Source organism: Streptomyces sp. sk2.1 (assembly GCF_008120935.1).
Classification (GTDB): Bacteria; Actinomycetota; Actinomycetes; order Streptomycetales; family Streptomycetaceae; genus Streptomyces.
The window spans coordinates 1,284,812-1,302,807 of sequence record NZ_RDBO01000020.1 but is presented as its reverse complement, the minus strand read 5'-3'; the positions used below and the strand labels follow the sequence as shown (position 1 = coordinate 1,302,807).

The following is a 17,996-nucleotide window of genomic DNA, read 5'->3' as shown; positions in this document are numbered from 1 at the left end:
GGCGGGCCCGCGTACATCGCGCGGACCGCGCCGGACCGGAAACAGACGCGGCGCCCGGGAGCCTGACGGGAGAACCGCCCGCATGCCCCAGTCCAATGAGCCCGGCACGACCGGGAACGACGAAGAGAACAACGCACCCGGCGACAAGCTGCCGCCGCGCCGCAGGCGCCGCGCCGCGTCCCGCCCGGCCGGACCGCCGATGGCGGAGGCCACGGGCACGGCGACGCCGGCCATACCTGCCGCTGACGCCGAGGTGTCCGAGGGCGACGCCGTGACCGGCACCGGGAGCACCCCGCAGACGGAAGCCGCGGCGCCCGCGCGCCCGCGTCGTCGTGCGGTCCGTAAGGCGACTGCTCCGGCGGGTGCGCCGAAGGCCGCCGAGGTCGTGGAGGTCGTCGAGGAGACGCCCGAGGCCGAGACCGTGGAGGAGGCTGCGCCCGCGCGTCCGCGTCGTCGTGCGGTGCGCAAGGCGACTGCTCCGGCGGGTGCGCCGAAGGCCGCCGAGGTCGTGGAGGCTGTCGAGGAGACGCCCGAGGCCGAGACCGTGGAGGAGGCTGCGCCCGCGCGTCCGCGTCGTCGTGCGGTCCGTAAGGCGACTGCTCCGGCGGGTGCACCGAAGGCCGCCGAGGTCGTGGAGGTCGTGGAGGTCGTCGAGGTCGTCGAGGAGACGCCCGCCGCCGAGCCCGAGCCCGAGCCCGTCGTGGAGCCGGAGCCCGCCGCGCCGCGTGGCCGTACCCGGCGCAGGGCGTCGGCTCCGGCCGGTGCGCCGCAGCAGACCGAGGCGCCCGAGGCCGAGGTCGTGGAGGAGGCGGCGCCCGCGCGTCCGCGTCGTCGTGCGGTCCGTAAGGCGACTGCTCCGGCGGGTGCGCCGAAGGCCGCCGAGGTCGTGGAGGTCGTCGAGGAGACGCCCGCCGCCGAGCCCGAGCCCGTCGTGGAGGAAGCACCCGCGGCCGAGGCCGAGGAGGCCGCCCCGCGCGGCCGTCAGCGTCGCCGGGCCACCGCCGCCGCGGGCCGCCCCGAGTTCACCGGCAAGCCGGAGTTCACCGGGAAGGACGAGGAGCCGGTGCGCAGGAGCCGCCGCGCCTCGCGTCCCGCCGTGGCCGTGTTCCAGGCTCCGGTCTTCGCCGAGCCGATGTTCCAGACCCCGGAGACGGCTGCCGCCGCCGCTGCCGCGTCGCGCCACGACGAGGTCGAGGAGGAGGCCGAGACCGTCGAGGAGCCGACGGCCGTCATCGAGGCCCCGGCCGCCGAGGCCGCGCCGCAGGGCGGTTCGCGCCGTCGCCGTCGGCGTCGTGGTGAGGCCGTCGAGGCCGCCGAGCCCGAGCAGGCCGCGGTTCCCGAGGAGGAGCCGGCCGAGGAGGAGCCGGAGGCCGAGGCCGACGCCGACGCCGAGCACGAGGGCGAGGGCGACGAGACGGACGAGTACGGGGAGCGCCCCTCGCGCCGCCGCCGTCGCGGAGGCCGTCGCCGCCGCCGCGGTGAGGCCAGCGAGAACGACGAGGCCCTGGAGCAGCACGGCGAGGAGGCCGCCGACCACTCCGAGGACGAGCCGGAGCAGGCTCAGGAGTCCGAGGAGGAGGAAGAGGACCACGAGGCGGTCGCCGCGGGTTCCAGCAGCAGCCGTCGCCGCCGCCGTCGTCGGCGCCGCAGCGGTGATGCCGCGGCCGACACCGACAGCGGTGCGGACGACCCGGAGCGTACGGTCGTCAAGGTCCGTGAGCCCCGCAGGAAGGACTCCGACCGCGAGGCCGGCACCGGCTTCGACGAGGTCCAGTCCATCAAGGGCTCGACCCGTATGGAGGCGAAGAAGCAGCGCCGCCGCGAGGGCCGCGAGCAGGGCCGCCGCCGGGTCCCGATCATCACCGAGGCCGAGTTCCTGGCCCGCCGCGAGGCCGTGGAGCGGGTCATGGTCGTCCGCCAGAACGGCGAGCGCACCCAGATCGGCGTCCTCGAGGACAACGTGCTCGTCGAGCACTACGTCAACAAGGAGCAGGCCACCAGCTACGTCGGCAACGTCTACCTGGGCAAGGTGCAGAACGTCCTGCCGTCCATGGAGGCCGCCTTCGTCGACATCGGCAAGGGCCGCAACGCCGTGCTCTACGCCGGTGAGGTGAACTTCGAGGCGCTCGGCATGGCCCACGGGCCGCGCCGCATCGAGACCGCCCTCAAGTCCGGCCAGTCCGTCCTGGTCCAGGTCACCAAGGACCCGATCGGCCACAAGGGCGCCCGCCTGACCAGCCAGGTCTCGCTGCCCGGCCGCTACCTGGTCTACGTGCCCGAGGGCTCGATGACCGGCATCAGCCGCAAGCTGCCCGACACCGAGCGGGCCCGGCTGAAGACCATCCTCAAGAAGATCGTCCCCGAGGACGCGGGCGTCATCGTCCGCACCGCCGCGGAGGGTGCGAGCGAGGACGAGCTGCGCCGTGACGTCGAGCGGCTGCAGCAGCAGTGGGAGGACATCCAGAAGAAGGCGAAGAGCACCGGCGGCTCCAACGCGCCGACCCTGCTCTACGGCGAGCCGGACATGACCGTCCGGGTCGTCCGCGACATCTTCAACGAGGACTTCTCCAAGGTCATCGTCAGCGGCGACGACGCGTGGGAGACCATCCACGGCTACGTCTCGCAGGTGGCGCCGGACCTCACGGACCGCCTGTCGCGGTGGACCTCCGAGGTCGACATCTTCGCGACGTACCGGATCGACGAGCAGCTGATGAAGGCGCTGGACCGGAAGGTCTACCTGCCGAGCGGCGGCTCGCTGGTGATCGACAAGACCGAGGCGATGGTCGTCGTCGACGTCAACACCGGCAAGTTCACCGGTCAGGGCGGCAACCTCGAGGAGACCGTCACCAAGAACAACCTGGAGGCGGCCGAGGAGATCGTGCGCCAGCTGCGGCTGCGCGACCTCGGCGGCATCGTCGTCGTCGACTTCATCGACATGGTGCTGGAGTCCAACCGGGACCTGGTGCTGCGGCGCCTGCTGGAGTGCCTGGGACGCGACCGCACGAAGCACCAGGTCGCCGAGGTCACCTCGCTGGGCCTGGTCCAGATGACCCGCAAGCGGGTGGGCCAGGGTCTGCTGGAGTCCTTCTCCGAGACCTGTGTCCACTGCAACGGGCGCGGCGTCATCGTCCACATGGAGCAGCCCTCCTCGGTCGGTGGCGGCGGCAAGCGCTCCAAGAAGCGCGGCCGGGGTGGCGCGGGCCACGACCACGAGCACACCGTGGAGCAGGGCCACGAGCCCACCGCCGGAACCGAGGTCGAGACCGAGGCCGAGGTGGCCGCCGAGGTCGCCGCCCCGGTGGCGCTGCCCGAGCCGGAGTTCGTCCCGGACGAGGAGCTGTACAGCAGCCCGGCCGAGGCCGAGGCCGCCGTGCGCGGCCGTGGCCGTCGCCGTGCGACCCGCAAGGTGTCGGCCCCGGCCGGTGCCCCGAAGGCCGCGGCCGAGCCGGTCGTCGCACCGGAGCCGGTGGCGAAGCCGGAGCCGGCCGCCGTCGAGCCGGAGCCGGTCGTGGCGGCCGAGCCGGTCGACGCGACGCCGGCGGCCGTCGAGCCGCAGGTGGCCGAGGAGACCCCCGCGGCGGAGGCCCCGCAGGGCCGTACGCGTCGCAGGGCGACCCGGAAGGCGACCGCCCCGGCGGGTGCCCCGAAGGCCGCGGCCGAGCCGGTCGTCGTCGAGGAGGCCGCCGAGCGGGCCGTCCCGGAGCAGGCCGCCGAGCAGGCTCCGCAGGCCGAGGAGGCGCCCGTCGCCGAGGCCGCGAAGGCCGAGGCCGCGCCCGAGGAGGTGGCCCCCGAGGCCGCCCCGCCGAGGGCCCGCCGCCGGGTGACCCGCAAGGTCACCGCCCCCGCGGGCTCGCCCGCCGGAGCGGACGGGGCGGAGGTCGTCGTGGTGACCGCCCCGAAGACCGAGTCGAAGCCGGACGCGGAGCCGAAGGCCGACACCGAGCCGGCCGAGACCGCCGAAGAGGCGGCCCCGGCCAAGAAGACGGCCCGGAAGACCGCCAAGAAGGCCACGGCCAAGAAGGCGGCGACGAAGAAGACGGCCGCGAAGAAGACCGCGGCCAAGAAGACCGCCGCGAAGAAGACGACGGCCAAGAAGGCGGCGAAGGCCGCCGTCCCGGCCGACGCCGAGAGCTGACCGGCGGCCGGAGCACGACGGAAGGGGGGCGGGTCCCGAGGGACCCGCCCCCCTTCCGTCGTGTGCGGTGGACGGGTGGGCCGTGCGGCGGCCGTGGCCGTCAGAACTTGTTGAACGCGATGGCGTTGGTGAGCGATGTGACACCGCTCTGCACGCCGTCGATCTTCACCGTCTGGCCCGAAACGTGCTTCACGTACACGCGCAGGATGAATGTGCGGGTACCGCAGGAGGGGTCGACGGGAACGTCGGGAAGGGAAAAGTACGCGGCATAGTGATGCCCGTCGTCGGTGATTGTCCTGCGCGAGGTCTCCGTGCTGCTGGTCCGGCACGCGTGGCCGGTCGTGTCGAGCTGAATGAAATCGAAACGCGTGTCCACGACCGCATTCGTCCCGCGCGGATACCGGTGCATCGCGGTGGCGCAGGAAGCGGTGCCGTTGTAGCACGTGGTCAGTTCCACGTTCGCCTGTGCCGCCACGGAGCTCACGGAGGGGGACGCCTGCCACTTCTGGACCGGTGTTCCGTCGTCGTAGAAGATCCAGGCGTCGGGGTCGGCCGAACCGGAACCGACGTAGGTGCAGTTCCCCCCGCTGTCGGCGCTCTCGCAGGCGGGGTTCTGCCACCACCCGGCACCGGTCTGGTCGCTGCCGCTGACCTCCAGCCACGTGCTGTTCGCGACCGCGGTCAGGTGGTATTCACCGGACAGGGAGGAGTAGGCCGAACCGTAGAGCCCGCACGTGTACGTGCCCGCCGCCGGTGCGGTGAGGAGGAGATCGGCGTAGAGGGGCAGGTGGCCCGGCACCGCGTACGTGTCGGTGTCGTGGCCCTCGTGATTGCGGGCCGACGCCGCGACGACCGGCGTGGCCGCGCCCGCCGGGTCCACGCACTTGATGCGGCTGGTCAGGCCCACGATGCCCGTCGTGGAGCTCGTGGCCTCCAGACGTGCTCGCAGGTGACGCTTCTCCCCGGACTTCAAGGTGAGCGTCCGCCCGATCAGCGCGGTGGTGACACCGGGGGTGATCTCGACGTCCTTCGACAGGGTGGTGCGCTCGACCGGCCCGCTGTCGGCCAGGGCCTCGGCCGACCCGAACGGCACCAAAGTCAGGGCGAGAGCCGCAACAATCAACTTGTTCTTCATCGTTCTGAAAGCAGAAATGAGCCGACCTCGATTTCTTGGCAATCCGGTGATTCCCCGACCGGCTTCTCCGACGCTGTGCGGAAGCGGTGGTCGAGGCCATTTTGATCACGTCATGGTGCCACGGGACGGGGAATTCGATCCGTGGAATGTGGAAATGTTTTCCGGGTGCTCGACGGGGTGCGTCCGCCGCGGGTGCGGGGGCCCCGTGTCCGGTCCGTCGTCCGCCGCGGATCGGCTCACGGGGGCCCGGTTTGACCGCCCGGGGGCGGCCCCGTAACCTTGTCCATCGGCGTGTTTCCCATGCGCGCCTTCCCCTGAGCACATTCCTTCCGGTGGATTCGTCCGCCTGGAGAGGCCGCTCATCCTTCCGGATCGTCGCGGGCCCCGGCCTGCGCGGGCGGCTGGCATCAGGGGCTCCGTTCCGAGCGAGAGAGAGATCCGCGTGTACGCCATCGTGCGCAGCGGTGGCCGTCAGCACAAGGTTGCTGTCGGTGACATCGTTGAGGTTGACAAGATTTCCACTGCCAAGGTTGGCGACACGGTCGAGCTCTCGACCCTGCTCGTGGTCGACGGCGACGCCGTGACCAGCGACCCGTGGGTTCTGGCCGGCATCAAGGTCCAGGCCGAGGTCGTGGACCACCACAAGGGCGCGAAGATCGACATCCTTCGCTACAAGAACAAGACCGGCTACCGCCGTCGCCAGGGTCACCGTCAGCAGTACACGGCGATCAAGGTCACCGGTATCCCCGCGGCTGCGAAGTAAGGGACTGAGGAGACATGGCACACAAGAAGGGCGCATCGTCCACCCGGAACGGGCGCGATTCCAACGCTCAGCGGCTCGGCGTGAAGCGCTTCGGCGGTCAGGCCGTCAACGCCGGTGAGATCCTGGTCCGCCAGCGCGGCACCCACTTCCACCCGGGCACGGGCGTCGGCCGTGGCGGCGACGACACGCTGTTCGCGCTCGCCGCCGGTGCGGTCGAGTTCGGCACGCACCGTGGCCGCAAGGTCGTGAACATCGTTCCGATCGCCGGCTGATTTCCGGCGCTCGTCGAGCGGTTTCTGCGGAGGCGGACCTCACTTCCCGTACGGGAAGCGGGTCCGCCTCTCGCGCGTTTCTCCCATGAGAAACGGCTTCCCCCAGCGGTACGGCACGGACTGGCGGGCGGCACGAGTGAGACATTTCTGCATGCATGTAACTGGAGGTTCCCACCATGACCACCTTCGTGGACCGCGTCGAGCTGCACGTCGCCGCGGGTAACGGAGGCCACGGCTGCGCCTCCGTACACCGTGAGAAGTTCAAACCGCTCGGCGGTCCGGACGGCGGCAACGGCGGCCGCGGCGGCGATGTGACCCTGGTCGTCGACCAGTCCGTCACCACGCTCCTCGACTACCACCACCACCCCCACCGCAAGGCCACCAACGGCCAGCCCGGCGCCGGTGACAACCGCTCCGGCAAGGACGGCCAGGACCTGGTCCTGCCGGTGCCCGACGGCACGGTCGTGCTCGACCGCGACGGCGAGGTGCTCGCCGACCTGATCGGCCAGGGCACCACGTTCGTCGCCGGCCAGGGCGGTCGCGGCGGCCTCGGCAACGCCGCACTGGCCTCCGCCCGGCGCAAGGCCCCCGGCTTCGCGCTGCTCGGCGAGCCCGGCGAGGCCCGGGACATCGTCCTGGAGCTCAAGACCGTCGCCGACGTCGCGCTGGTCGGCTACCCGAGCGCGGGCAAGTCCTCGCTGATCTCCGTCCTGTCCGCGGCCAAGCCGAAGATCGCCGACTACCCCTTCACCACCCTCGTCCCCAACCTCGGCGTGGTCACCGCGGGCAGCACCGTGTACACCGTCGCCGACGTGCCGGGCCTGATCCCCGGCGCCAGCCAGGGACGCGGCCTCGGCCTGGAGTTCCTGCGGCACGTGGAGCGCTGCTCGGTGCTCGTGCACGTACTGGACACGGCGACGCTGGAGTCGGACCGCGACCCGGTCTCCGACCTCGACACGATCGAGGAGGAGCTGAAGCAGTACGGCGGCCTGGAGGACCGGCCCCGCATCGTCGTCCTCAACAAGATCGACATCCCGGACGGCCAGGACCTCGCCGACATGATCCGCCCGGACCTGGAGGAGCGCGGCTACCGCGTCTTCGAGGTGTCCGCCGTGGCCCGCACCGGTCTGAAGGAGCTCTCCTACGCGCTCGCGGGCATCATCGCCGAGACGCGCGCGGCCAAGCCCGTGGAGGTGGCGACCCGCATCGTCATCCGTCCGAAGGCCGTCGACGACGCGGGCTTCACCGTCACCAGGGAGGGGGACGACCTCTACCGGGTGCGCGGCGAGAAGCCGGAGCGCTGGGTGCGCCAGACCGACTTCAACAACGACGAGGCCGTCGGCTACCTCGCGGACCGGCTCAACCGCCTCGGCGTCGAGGACGCGTTGATGAAGGCCGGTGCCCGGGCGGGCGACGGCGTGGCCATCGGCGCCGAGGACAACGCCGTCGTCTTCGACTGGGAGCCGACCATGGCCGCGGGCGCGGAGATGCTCGGCCGCCGGGGCGAGGACCACCGGCTCGAGGCGCCGCGCCCGGCGGCGCAGCGCCGCCGCGACCGCGAGGCGGAACGCGACGAGGCGCAGCGCGAGTTCGACGAATTCAACCCGTTCTGATCCGGTCGGCCGGGTCCGCCCGCGCGGGCCCGGCCGGTCGTACGGGGCCGTCCGACCGGCCGTCGGAGGTTCCCCACGTCACACGGCATGTCACACGACCGAGGGAACCGAATCCGCTCATGAGTGATTCATGCCGCTCATGCCTGTGGCGTCGGTCACCTGGTCAGGAAGCGTCAGTTCCGGTATTTGCCCTGATCGCAAGGCAACACGAGGTTTCGCCACGGCATGCGGTGGCCGACGTCCACCTTGCGAGACGGTAACGGAGAGTGCAACCATCGCTGTATCTCCCAGCCCTCGCAAGGTAGGTCGTCTGTGTCTGCTCAGCACATAGCCAAAGCCCGAACCACAGCAGTCGTGCTCGCCGGCGGTACCGGTCAGCGCGTGGGTCTGTCGATCCCCAAGCAGCTGCTGAAGATCGCAGGCAAGGCCGTCATCGAGCACACGCTGTCGATCTTCCAGCAGGCCGACTCCATCGACGACGTCATCGTGCTGATGGCGCCGGGCTACGTGCCCGACGTGGAGAAGATCGTCGCGAAGGCCGGACTGACCAAGGTCACCAAGGTGATCGAGGGCGGCGCCACGCGCAACGAGACCACCGAGCGCGCCATCGCGGCCCTCGGCGAGGGCCTGGCCGAGGGCGAGGACCGCAACGTCCTCTTCCACGACGCCGTGCGCCCGCTGCTCTCGCAGCGCGTCATCAAGGACTGCGTCGACGCCCTCGGCCGCTACGAGGCGGTCGACGTCGCCATCCCGTCCGCGGACACGATCATCGTGACCCGCACCCACGGCGGCGACGGCGAGTTCATCACCGACGTGCCCGACCGCTCCCGGCTGCGCCGCGGCCAGACGCCGCAGGCATTCAAGCTCTCCACCATCCGCCGGGCCTACGAGGTCGCCGCCGGCGACCCGAACTTCCAGGCCACCGACGACTGCTCGGTCGTGCTGAAGTACCTGCCCGACGTGCCGATCTACGTCGTGGCGGGCGACGAGTACAACATGAAGGTCACCCAGCCGGTCGACGTCTTCATCGCGGACAAGCTGTTCCAGCTGGCCTCCACGGCAGTCCCGCAGCCGACCGACGACGCCGCCTACCGCGAGCTGCTCACCGGCAAGACCCTTGTCGTCTTCGGCGGTTCGTACGGCATCGGCGCGGACATCGCGTCGCTCGCCGAGTCCTACGGCGCCACCGTCTACGCCCTGGGCCGTTCCACCACGGGCACGCACGTGGAGAACCCGGAGCACATCGACGACGCGCTCTCCAAGGCGTACGCGGACACCGGCCGCGTCGACTACGTGATCAACACCGCGGGCGTGCTCCGCATCGGCAAGCTCGCCGAGACGGACAACACGACCATCCAGGAAGCGCTCAACGTCAACTACCTGGCACCCGTCCAGATCGCCCGGGCCGCGTACAAGTACCTCGCCGAGACCAAGGGCCAGCTGCTGCTCTACACCTCCAGCAGCTACACCCGGGGCCGCGCGGAGTACAGCCTCTACTCGTCGACCAAGGCCGCCATGGTCAACCTCACCCAGGCGCTCGCGGACGAGTGGGCGGCCGACGGGGTGCGGGTGAACTGCGTGAACCCCGAGCGCACCGCCACCCCGATGCGCACCAAGGCCTTCGGCGAGGAGCCCGCGGGCACGCTGCTCTCCTCCGAGGCGGTCGCCAGGACCTCGCTCGACGTCCTGCTCTCCGAGATGACCGGTCACGTCATCGACGTGCGCCAGCAGGACCCGACCCGCGGTGCCTCCGAGGCGTCCGGTTTCGAGCAGGCCCTTGCCGCCGTCCTGGACCGTCAGGCCGATGTGTAATACTGCTTGACAATCGATTATTCGGACCCCTGCAGTCGCCAAACGCGACGGCAGGGGTCCGAATTCGTGAAGCTCTGCCTTCACATTCCCCTCGTAAAGTAAACAAGTCGGCACCCTCGGGAGCGGTACTTCGTGATTTCGAAAGCCATGCGCTTGGCTCGGGTGGGCAGCGGTTCGGAGCTGGTCGCCGCGCTCCTGGTGGCTCTGGGGTTCCCGTGCATAATGCTCGCGGCAATACTCCCCAATCTCTGGTTCTTCGCCGCGGCCGCTGCGGTCACCTATCTCGCGGACCGGTATCTGCATCATTGCGGCAGCTATCTGATCAACCGGCTCGCCGCGGTCCGGGCCGGTCTTTCGATCCGCTTCCTGGTCCGCCAGCTGCTGCTCATCCTGCTGCTCTCCCGCATGGGATACGGCGAGGAGCCGCTCTTCTACGTGACGGTCGCCTGCCTGCTGGCGTTCTACGGGCTCCAGGCACCGCAGAGCACCATCGTCACGCTGATCAGGCTGCGCCGTAAGCTGCCGGTCGCCACCCGCAACATCGACCTCTCGGCGGTCCGGATCTCGGACGCCCCGCCGCAGAGCCTGATGAACAGGCCCGCGGAGAAGATGCTGCACCTGGACGTCTTCTCCATGGTGGGCGTGCTGGTCGCGGTCGAGACCGGGGTGGACGGCATCGCCTACGCGGGCCTCGGCCTGACGCTGGTGCTGGCGCTCTGCTACCTGCTGCTGCTCCTGCCGTACGTCCGCCCGAAGCGGCTCGTGGGTTCCGCGGACAAGGTGCTGGGCGCGGTGGACGCCTGGCTGGGCGAGTACGAGCCGACCGTGGTCCTCTACTTCTCGGGGTCCAAGGAGTCGGCCTACCAGGCCAACATGTGGCTGGAGACCATGGCCCAGGTCGAGGGCCGGCCGATGATCCTGCTGCGCGAGCGCAACATCCTGCCGCAGCTCGCCGAGACCTCGGTGCCGGTGCTCTGCGTCCCCGGTGGCGTGCACCTGATGAACCTGGACCTGTCGTCGGTGCGGGTCGCGCTCTACGCGGCCAACGTCGGCAAGAACATCCACCTGCTCCGGGTGCCGACCATGAAGCACGTCTTCATCGGTCACGGCGACAGCGACAAGATCGCCAGCGTCAACCCGTACAGCAAGGTCTACGACGAGGTGTGGACCGCGGGCCGGGCCGGCCGCGACCGCTACGCGCTGGCCGATGTCGGCGTGCGCGACGAGGACATCGTGGAGGTGGGCCGCCCGCAGCTGGCCACCATCCAGTCCTGGTCCGGCACGCAGCGCAACCCGATCCCGACCGTGCTGTACGCCCCCACCTGGGAGGGCTGGGACGACAACCCCGGCAACACCTCACTGCTGCTGGCCGGCGTGAACATCGTCAGGCGGCTGCTGGAGGCCGAGCAGCCGGTCCGGCTGCTGTACAAGCCGCACCCCTTCACCGGCACCCGCAGCGCCAGGGCCAAGGCGGTGCACCAGCGCATCACCGAGATGATCGAGCAGGCCGCCGCCGCGCGCACCACCGACTCCCGCTGGGCCGAGCAGACGGCCGCCGGGCAGAGCGAGCGGGCCGAGGCACGGGCCGAGATGGCCCGTATCGAGGCACGGCTGGCCGAGCTGGCCGGTGGCGGGCGCGTCGCACGGGACGAGGCGGAGCTGTCCCGCGACTCGCTGGCCGACCCGGCCCGCGAGGCCGAGACCGCCCGGCTCAGGGACGAGTGGAACGCGGCGTCCTGGCGTGCGCAGGGCTGGTGGGAGCACCGGGTCATCACCGGTGCGCAGATGCGGCTGTACGACTGCTTCAACGAGTCGGACGCCATGGTCTCGGACATCTCCAGCGTGGTGTCCGACTTCATCGCGAGCGGCAAGCCCTACGCGGTCACGGACTCGGCCGAGCTGGGCGAGGAGGAGTTCCGCCGGCAGAACACCGCGGTGCGTGCCGCGGTGATCCTCTCCAACTCGGCGGCCGAGCTGGACGAGCTGCTCGCCGCGGTGACGGATCCGGCCTCGGACGCGCTGGCGGATGCCCGCCTGGAGCTGAAGCAGTACCTCCTCGGCCCGGACGAGCCCACCTCGATGGTGCAGTTCAACACGGCGGTGAAGGCGCTGGCGGCCAGGTCCCAGGCGCGGAACGCCGGGGTGAGCAAGAGCCTGGGCGAACCGGTGAGTGGCTGAAAGTCAACCATCTGCATTACATGATCGAGCAAGGCCCGGCATAGCCCGCAAAGGGTTGTGCCGGGCCTTTGTGATGAGTATCACCATTTGGCGGTGTGGCGTGGGACAACCAACGGGTGGGTCCGGCTGTCTTCTGTTTGTGTGAACGAGACGCAAATTCCTGACGTGACCGTTGTTGTCGGTGCATATGAGGCAATGCCCTACCTCATTCGCTGTCTCGAATCGGTGGAGGCGCAGACCATCGGCGCCGACCGGATCGAAATCGTCGCGGTCGACGACGGCTCCACCGACGGCACGGGGGAGTACCTGGAGGAGTTCGCGGCCAGATCGAAGGTCCCGACCAGAGTGGTCAGGCAGAAGAATTCCGGTGGACCCAGCGGTCCGCGGAATGTGGGCATCGGTATGGCCCGCGGCCGTTACGTCTTCTTCCTGGACGCGGACGACTACTTCGGCGACGAGGCCCTGGAGCGGATGGTGGCCATGGCGGACCGGGCCGGCACCGATGTGGTGCTCGGCAAGGTGGTCGGCGTGAACAGGGGCGCGCCCCAGTCCATGTGGCGGGCCACGAAGGAACGCGTCGACGTCCACAACTCCAAGGTCATTTACACCCTGAGCGCCCAGAAGCTCTTCCGGCGCGAACTCCTGGAACGCCTCTCCCTGCGGTTCGACGAGAATCTCAGGACCGGTGAGGACGCCCTCTTCACGATGGAGGCGTATCTGCGCGGGTCCGGCGTCTCGGTGATCTCCAATTACGTCTGCTATTACCTGGTGGGGCGTGAGGACGGGAAACACGTCACCAAGAGCGGCAACTACGAATGGCGTTTCGACGCGATGCGCGCCATGATGGCGCTCATTCATCGTCTCGAACCCGCGGGGCCGAAGCGGGATTTCCTGATGGTCCGGCCCTTCACGGTCGGAATGCTCCAGCAGTTCGGCCCCGTCGTGCTGAGGGAATCCGAGGAAGTCCGCCGGCACAAGATGGAACTCGCGGCTCCGCTGATGGCCACATACTGGGACGACGGCGTGGCCCGGCTGATCAAGGTGTCGGAGCGGCTGCGCCTGGCCTGTGTGGCGCTGGGCAGGACGGACCTGCTCGTCGAGACGGTGCGCTACATCCGGGCGAAGACGGTCCCGGACGTGGTCGCCTCGCGCGACGGCCGGACGCTCTACCTCGCGTACCCGTACTTCCGGGACAAGTCGGCCGGTCTGGCCGATTCCAACTACGAGGTCACGGTGCCGGACTGGCACGACGGCAAGCGCATCGACCAGCCGAAGGTCGCCGCCCGCCGGGCCTCGCTGTCCCGCCGGGTGGTCCGCAGGATGCGCCGCGACATGCGGCGCTGGAAGGAGCGGCTGCACGCGGGATGACAACCGCTCGTGCACCGTGCGGACACCGGGCGGGCCCGCCCGGCGGATCCGCCGGAGAACACGCAGAGAAGCAACAGAGAACCATCAGTAAAATCGTCCGGGCGTCGCGCCCGCGACAGGACCGACAGATCGTTATGGGGACTGCTCACGTGAAGGCTCTCGTACTATCCGGAGGGGCCGGCACCCGCCTGCGTCCCATCACGCACACCTCGGCCAAGCAGCTGGTGCCCGTGGCGAACAAGCCCGTGCTGTTCTACGGCCTGGAGGCCATCGCGGAAGCGGGCATCACCGAGGTCGGCATCATCGTGGGCGACACCGCGCCCGAGATCCGCGAGGCGGTCGGCGACGGTTCCGCGCTCGGCATCGAGGTCACGTACATCCCGCAGGAGGAGCCGCTCGGCCTCGCCCACGCGGTGCTGATCGCCCGGGACTTCCTGGGCGACGACGACTTCGTCATGTACCTCGGCGACAACTTCATCGTCGGCGGGATCACCGGGCTGGTGGACGAGTTCCGCTCGGACCGGCCCGACGCGCAGATCCTGCTGACCCAGGTGCCCAATCCGACCTCCTTCGGCGTCGCGGAACTCGACGCCGCGGGCCGGGTGGTGGCCCTGGAGGAGAAGCCGAAGGAGCCCAAGAGCGATCTGGCGCTCGTCGGCGTTTACCTCTTCACCCCCGCCATCCACGAGGCCGTCCGCTCGATCGAGCCGTCCTGGCGCGGCGAGCTGGAGATCACGCACGCCATCCAGTGGTTGATCGACCAGAAGCGCGACGTGCGGTCCACCACGATCCGCGGCTACTGGAAGGACACCGGCAACGTCACCGACATGCTGGAGGTCAACCGGACCGTCCTGGAGGCCGTCGAGCCGTTCCAGGAGGGCGCCGAGGTCGACGAGGACAGCGAGATCATCGGCCGGGTCCGGATCGAGCCGGGCGCCAAGGTCAGCGGCAGCCGCATCGTCGGGCCCGCGATCATCGGTGCCCGTTCGGTGATCAGCGGCGCCTACGTGGGCCCGTTCACCTCGGTCTCGGAGGACGTCCGCATCGAGGACAGCGAGATCGAGTACTCCATCGTCCTGCGGGGCGCCTCCATCGCCGGTGTCCGCCGCGTCGAGGCGTCGCTCATCGGCCGCGACGTCGAGGTGACCCCCGCCCCCCGTTCCCCGTCCGCCCACCGACTCGTGCTCGGCGACCACAGCAAGGTGCAGATCTCCTCATGACCACCAACATCCTGGTGACCGGCGGCGCCGGCTTCATCGGCTCGCACTACGTCCGTACGGTGCTCGGCCCCCAGGGCCCCGGCGACGTCGCCGTCACCGTGCTCGACAAGCTCACCTACGCGGGCAACCCGGCCAACCTCGACGAGGTGCGCGACCACCCCGGCTTCAGGTTCGTCCAGGGCGACATCTGCGACCCGGAGCTGGTCGCCAAGCTGATGGCCGAGCACGACCAGGTGGTGCACTTCGCCGCCGAGTCCCACGTGGACCGCTCCATCGACGGCGGCGCCGAGTTCGTCCGCACCAACGTCGTGGGCACCCACACCCTGATCCACGCCGCGCACCTGGCCGGGATCAAGACCTTCGTGCACATCTCCACCGACGAGGTCTACGGCTCGATCGACGAGGGCTCCTGGCCCGAGACCCACCCGCTCGCGCCCAACTCGCCGTACTCCGCGGCCAAGGCGTCCAGCGACCTGATCGCGCTCTCGTACCACCGCACCCACGGCCTCGACGTGCGGGTGACCCGCTGCTCCAACAACTACGGGCACCACCACTTCCCCGAGAAGGTCATCCCGCTCTTCGTCACCAACCTGCTGGACGGCGGGACCGTCCCGCTCTACGGCGACGGCGCCAACGTCCGCGACTGGCTGCACATCGACGACCACGTCCAGGGCATCGAGCTGGTCCGCACCAAGGGCCGGGCCGGCGAGGTCTACAACATCGGCGGCGGTACCGAGCTCTCCAACAAGGAGCTCACCCAGCTGCTGCTGGACGCCTGCGGCGCCGACTGGGACACCAGCGTCACCTACGTCGAGGACCGCAAGGGCCACGACCGCCGCTACTCCGTCGACTGCACCAAGATCCGCGAGGAGCTCGGCTACGAGCCCCGCAAGGACTTCCGCACCGGCCTCGCCGAGACCGTGCAGTGGTACCGCGACAACCGCGCCTGGTGGGAGCCGCTGAAGGAGAGGGCCGCCCTGTGAGCGCCGTCTGGCTGGTCACCGGCGCCGGCGGGATGCTGGGCGGGGACGTCCTGACCCGGCTCGCCGCCGAGGACGTCACCGCGGTCGCCGCGGACCGGGCGGCCGTCGACATCGCCGACCCCGCGTCGGTGCGCGCGGCCTTCGAGGAGCACCGTCCCGCCGTCGTGGTGAACTGCGCCGCCTGGACCGCGGTCGACGACGCCGAGTCCCAGGAGGACGCCGCGCTGCGGGTCAACGGAACGGGCCCGGCCGTCCTGGCCGAGGCGTGCCGCGAGTACGGCGCCGTGCTCCTCCAGGTCTCCACCGACTACGTCTTCGCCGGCGACGGCGAGAAGCCGTACGCCGAGGACGACCCGACCGGACCGCGCAGCGCCTACGGCCGTACCAAGCTGGCCGGCGAGCAGGCCGTGCTGAGCACCCTGCCGGACACCGGTTACGTGGTCCGCACCGCCTGGCTGTACGGCGCGGGCGGCGGCAACTTCGTCCGTACGATGATCAAGCTGGAGGGCGTCAAGGACACCCTCGACGTGGTGGGCGACCAGCGCGGTCAGCCCACCTGGACCGTCGACCTGGCCGACCGGCTGGTCCGGCTCGGACGGGCCGCCCTCGCGGGCACCGCCCCCGCCGGCGTCTACCACGGCACCAGCGGCGGCGAGACGACCTGGTACGGCTTCACGCGGGAGATCTTCCGGCTCCTGGGCGCCGACCCGACCCGCGTCCGCCCCACGACCAGCGAGGCGTTCGTGCGGCCGGCCCCCCGGCCCGCGTTCAGCGTGCTGGGCCACGACGGCTGGGCACGGGCCGGGATCGAACCGGTCCGGCACTGGCGGGCGGCACTGGAGGAGGCATTCCCGGCACTTCTCGCCGCCGAGCGGCCGTGATCACGAATTGACCCTGCAGATGGTCGAATCCCGTCGAATTTCAAAGATGTTCAGAACGAGGGTTTACATCGGGGAGAACGCTTACGTCGCAGTGTGGTCATGAGGTAACTTCGCCGGGAACCGGACCAGTTGGTTTCCTCCGAAGGGCTGCTCCACGTGAACCGCCACGAGTTCCTGCGCCATCTGCACCGCATCTACCGTCCTCGGAACTATCTGGAGATCGGGGTCAACGACGGCAGAAGCCTGGCCCTCTCGCGGGTCCCTTCCGTCGCCGTCGACCCCGCCTTCCGGGTCGTGACGGACATCAGCTGCGACGTCCACCTGGTCAGGGCGACGAGCGACGCCTTCTTCGCCCGCAAGGATCCGCTGCTGCACCTGCGCAACGGCCGCAACCCGTTCCGCGCGCTCGCCCGCCGGGACCCGCTCAACCTGATGGGCGGGGACCCGAAGCTGGAGCTCTCCTTCATCGACGGCATGCACCTCTTCGAGTACGCGCTGCGCGACTTCATGAACGTGGAGAAGCACTCCCGCTGGTCGAGCGTGATCGTGCTGGACGACATGCTGCCCCGCGACGTCGACGAGGCGGCCCGCGACCGGCACACCAAGTACTGGACCGGCGACGTGTACAAGGTGGCGCAGGTGCTGCGCCGCTACCGCCCCGACCTGGTGGTCGTCGAGGTGGACACGGAACCGACCGGTGTGGTCGTGGTGTTCGGCGCCGACCCGGGGAGCACCGTCCTGAAGAACGCGTACGACAAGATCATCGAGGAGTACGTCGTACCCGACCCGCAGGACGTGCCCGAGGAGGTGCTGGTGCGCAAGAACGCCGTCCGGCCCGAGGCACTGCTCCGGGCCGACTTCTGGCCAGCCCTGACCCGCGCCCGCAACCTGCACCGCCCGCGCTCGGCCTTCGCCCCGGTGCGCTCGCGCATCAAGAGGGTGACGGGCTGACCGCCCCCGCCGACAGCACCGAGCCCCTGCGACCCGTAAGGATCGCAGGGGCTCCGGCGTTTCTCCCGCCCGGGACTCAGCCGCGGGCGCGCAGCTGCGCGTAGTACTCCTGGCACGCCTCGTACGAGGGCAGCAGGCCCTGCGCCTCCGCCTCGGCCAGCGAGGGCGCCGCGGCGTCCTTGTCGGACAGCAGCGGGGTGATGCCCTGCGGCCACTCGATGCCCAGCTCGGGGTCGAGCGGGTTGACGCCGTGCTCGCGGCCGGGCGAGTAGCCCTCGGAGCACAGGTAGGCGACCGAGGCGTCGTCCGTCAGCGCCATGAAGGCGTGGCCGAGCCCCTCGGCGAGGTAGACGGAGTGGTGGTCGACGTCGTCGAGCCGGACGGCCTCCCACTGCTTGTACGTGGGGGAGCCGACCCGGATGTCCACGATCACGTCGAGCACCGCGCCGCGCACGCACTTGACGTACTTGGCCTGGCTCGGCGGCACGTCGGCGAAGTGCACACCGCGCAGCGTCCCCCGGCTGGAGACGGAGAAGTTCGCCTGCGCGAGCCGCAGCGTGTGCCCGACGGCCTCGCTGAGCTCCGCGGCCTTGAACCACTCGTGGAAGCTGCCGCGGCTGTCCGGGAAGACCTTGGGCTCATGCACCCAGGCTCCTGCGATGGAGAGCTGCCGCATGCGATCACG

The 17,996-nt window shown here is 70.3% G+C and carries 13 protein-coding genes; 11 read left to right on the top strand and 2 right to left on the bottom strand.

The window, feature by feature from the left end; all coding sequences use genetic code 11:
- Window positions 1-82: 82 nt before the first annotated feature.
- Entirely contained in the window at window positions 83-4,135 is a 4,053-nt protein-coding gene (locus EAO76_RS09300; RefSeq protein WP_148835135.1) for an Rne/Rng family ribonuclease, read from the top strand.
- A 100-nt stretch (window positions 4,136-4,235) separates the two neighbouring features.
- Here EAO76_RS09300 and EAO76_RS09295 read toward each other — a convergent pair whose 3' ends face one another.
- Window positions 4,236-5,270: a hypothetical protein gene (locus EAO76_RS09295; RefSeq protein WP_148835133.1), complete on the bottom strand. Its 1,035-nt coding sequence runs from the start codon at window positions 5,268-5,270 to the stop codon at window positions 4,236-4,238.
- Between the two features lie 442 nt (window positions 5,271-5,712).
- On the opposite strand from EAO76_RS09295, the gene rplU reads away from it, so the two are divergent.
- The 10 genes from rplU (at window position 5,713) to EAO76_RS09245 (ending at window position 17,311) form a co-directional block, all read left to right on the top strand.
- On the top strand, window positions 5,713-6,033 hold the full coding sequence (rplU, locus tag EAO76_RS09290; protein WP_042812502.1) for a 50S ribosomal protein L21: 321 nt from the start codon (window positions 5,713-5,715) through the stop codon (window positions 6,031-6,033).
- Window positions 6,034-6,047: 14 nt separating this feature from the next.
- Window positions 6,048-6,305 carry a 50S ribosomal protein L27 gene (gene rpmA, locus EAO76_RS09285; protein WP_018103204.1) on the top strand — a complete coding sequence of 86 codons (258 nt, stop codon included), beginning with the start codon at window positions 6,048-6,050 and terminating at the stop codon, window positions 6,303-6,305.
- A 176-nt stretch (window positions 6,306-6,481) separates the two neighbouring features.
- Entirely contained in the window at window positions 6,482-7,918 is a 1,437-nt protein-coding gene (gene obgE, locus EAO76_RS09280) for a GTPase ObgE (protein WP_148835131.1), read from the top strand.
- Window positions 7,919-8,230: 312 nt separating this feature from the next.
- Window positions 8,231-9,730, top strand: a complete 1,500-nt coding sequence (locus EAO76_RS09275; RefSeq protein ID WP_148835129.1) for a bifunctional cytidylyltransferase/SDR family oxidoreductase — start codon at window positions 8,231-8,233, stop codon at window positions 9,728-9,730.
- A gap of 147 nt (window positions 9,731-9,877) precedes the next feature.
- Complete coding sequence (locus tag EAO76_RS09270; RefSeq protein ID WP_262375322.1) at window positions 9,878-11,908, top strand: hypothetical protein; 2,031 nt, start codon at window positions 9,878-9,880, stop codon at window positions 11,906-11,908.
- A 195-nt stretch (window positions 11,909-12,103) separates the two neighbouring features.
- Window positions 12,104-13,276: a glycosyltransferase family 2 protein gene (locus tag EAO76_RS09265; protein WP_376298006.1), complete on the top strand. Its 1,173-nt coding sequence runs from the start codon at window positions 12,104-12,106 to the stop codon at window positions 13,274-13,276.
- Window positions 13,277-13,425: 149 nt separating this feature from the next.
- Complete coding sequence (locus tag EAO76_RS09260; RefSeq protein WP_148835665.1) at window positions 13,426-14,496, top strand: glucose-1-phosphate thymidylyltransferase; 1,071 nt, start codon at window positions 13,426-13,428, stop codon at window positions 14,494-14,496.
- Window positions 14,493-15,479, top strand: coding sequence for a dTDP-glucose 4,6-dehydratase (rfbB, locus tag EAO76_RS09255; RefSeq protein ID WP_148835122.1), 987 nt, complete (start codon window positions 14,493-14,495; stop codon window positions 15,477-15,479). Before EAO76_RS09260 ends, rfbB begins: the two co-directional genes overlap by 4 nt.
- Window positions 15,480-15,511: 32 nt before the next feature.
- Window positions 15,512-16,360, top strand: coding sequence for a dTDP-4-dehydrorhamnose reductase (gene rfbD, locus EAO76_RS09250; RefSeq protein ID WP_376298010.1), 849 nt, complete (start codon window positions 15,512-15,514; stop codon window positions 16,358-16,360).
- A gap of 156 nt (window positions 16,361-16,516) precedes the next feature.
- A complete protein-coding gene (locus tag EAO76_RS09245; RefSeq protein ID WP_148835118.1) occupies window positions 16,517-17,311 on the top strand; it encodes a class I SAM-dependent methyltransferase in 795 nt (264 codons plus the stop codon).
- A gap of 76 nt (window positions 17,312-17,387) precedes the next feature.
- On the opposite strand, the gene rfbC is transcribed toward EAO76_RS09245, so the two are convergent.
- The gene (rfbC, locus tag EAO76_RS09240) at window positions 17,388-17,987 is read right to left on the bottom strand and encodes a dTDP-4-dehydrorhamnose 3,5-epimerase (RefSeq protein WP_148835116.1); all 600 of its coding nucleotides are present in this window, start codon (window positions 17,985-17,987) and stop codon (window positions 17,388-17,390) included.
- Window positions 17,988-17,996 lie beyond the last annotated feature (9 nt).

Excerpts from the sequence above, each read along its gene's own strand:
- EAO76_RS09270 (WP_262375322.1), top strand. The coding sequence starts at position 9,878 with ATGCGCTTGGCTCGGGTGGGCAGCGGTTCGGAGCTGGTCGCCGCGCTC.
- rfbD (WP_376298010.1), top strand. The coding sequence starts at position 15,512 with ATGCTGGGCGGGGACGTCCTGACCCGGCTCGCCGCCGAGGACGTCACC.
- rfbC (WP_148835116.1), bottom strand. The coding sequence starts at position 17,987 with ATGCGGCAGCTCTCCATCGCAGGAGCCTGGGTGCATGAGCCCAAGGTC.
- obgE (WP_148835131.1), top strand. The coding sequence starts at position 6,482 with ATGACCACCTTCGTGGACCGCGTCGAGCTGCACGTCGCCGCGGGTAAC.
- EAO76_RS09295 (WP_148835133.1), bottom strand. The coding sequence starts at position 5,270 with ATGAAGAACAAGTTGATTGTTGCGGCTCTCGCCCTGACTTTGGTGCCG.
- EAO76_RS09300 (WP_148835135.1), top strand. The coding sequence starts at position 83 with ATGCCCCAGTCCAATGAGCCCGGCACGACCGGGAACGACGAAGAGAAC.
- rpmA (WP_018103204.1), top strand. The coding sequence starts at position 6,048 with ATGGCACACAAGAAGGGCGCATCGTCCACCCGGAACGGGCGCGATTCC.
- EAO76_RS09265 (WP_376298006.1), top strand. The coding sequence starts at position 12,104 with ATGCCCTACCTCATTCGCTGTCTCGAATCGGTGGAGGCGCAGACCATC.
- rfbB (WP_148835122.1), top strand. The coding sequence starts at position 14,493 with ATGACCACCAACATCCTGGTGACCGGCGGCGCCGGCTTCATCGGCTCG.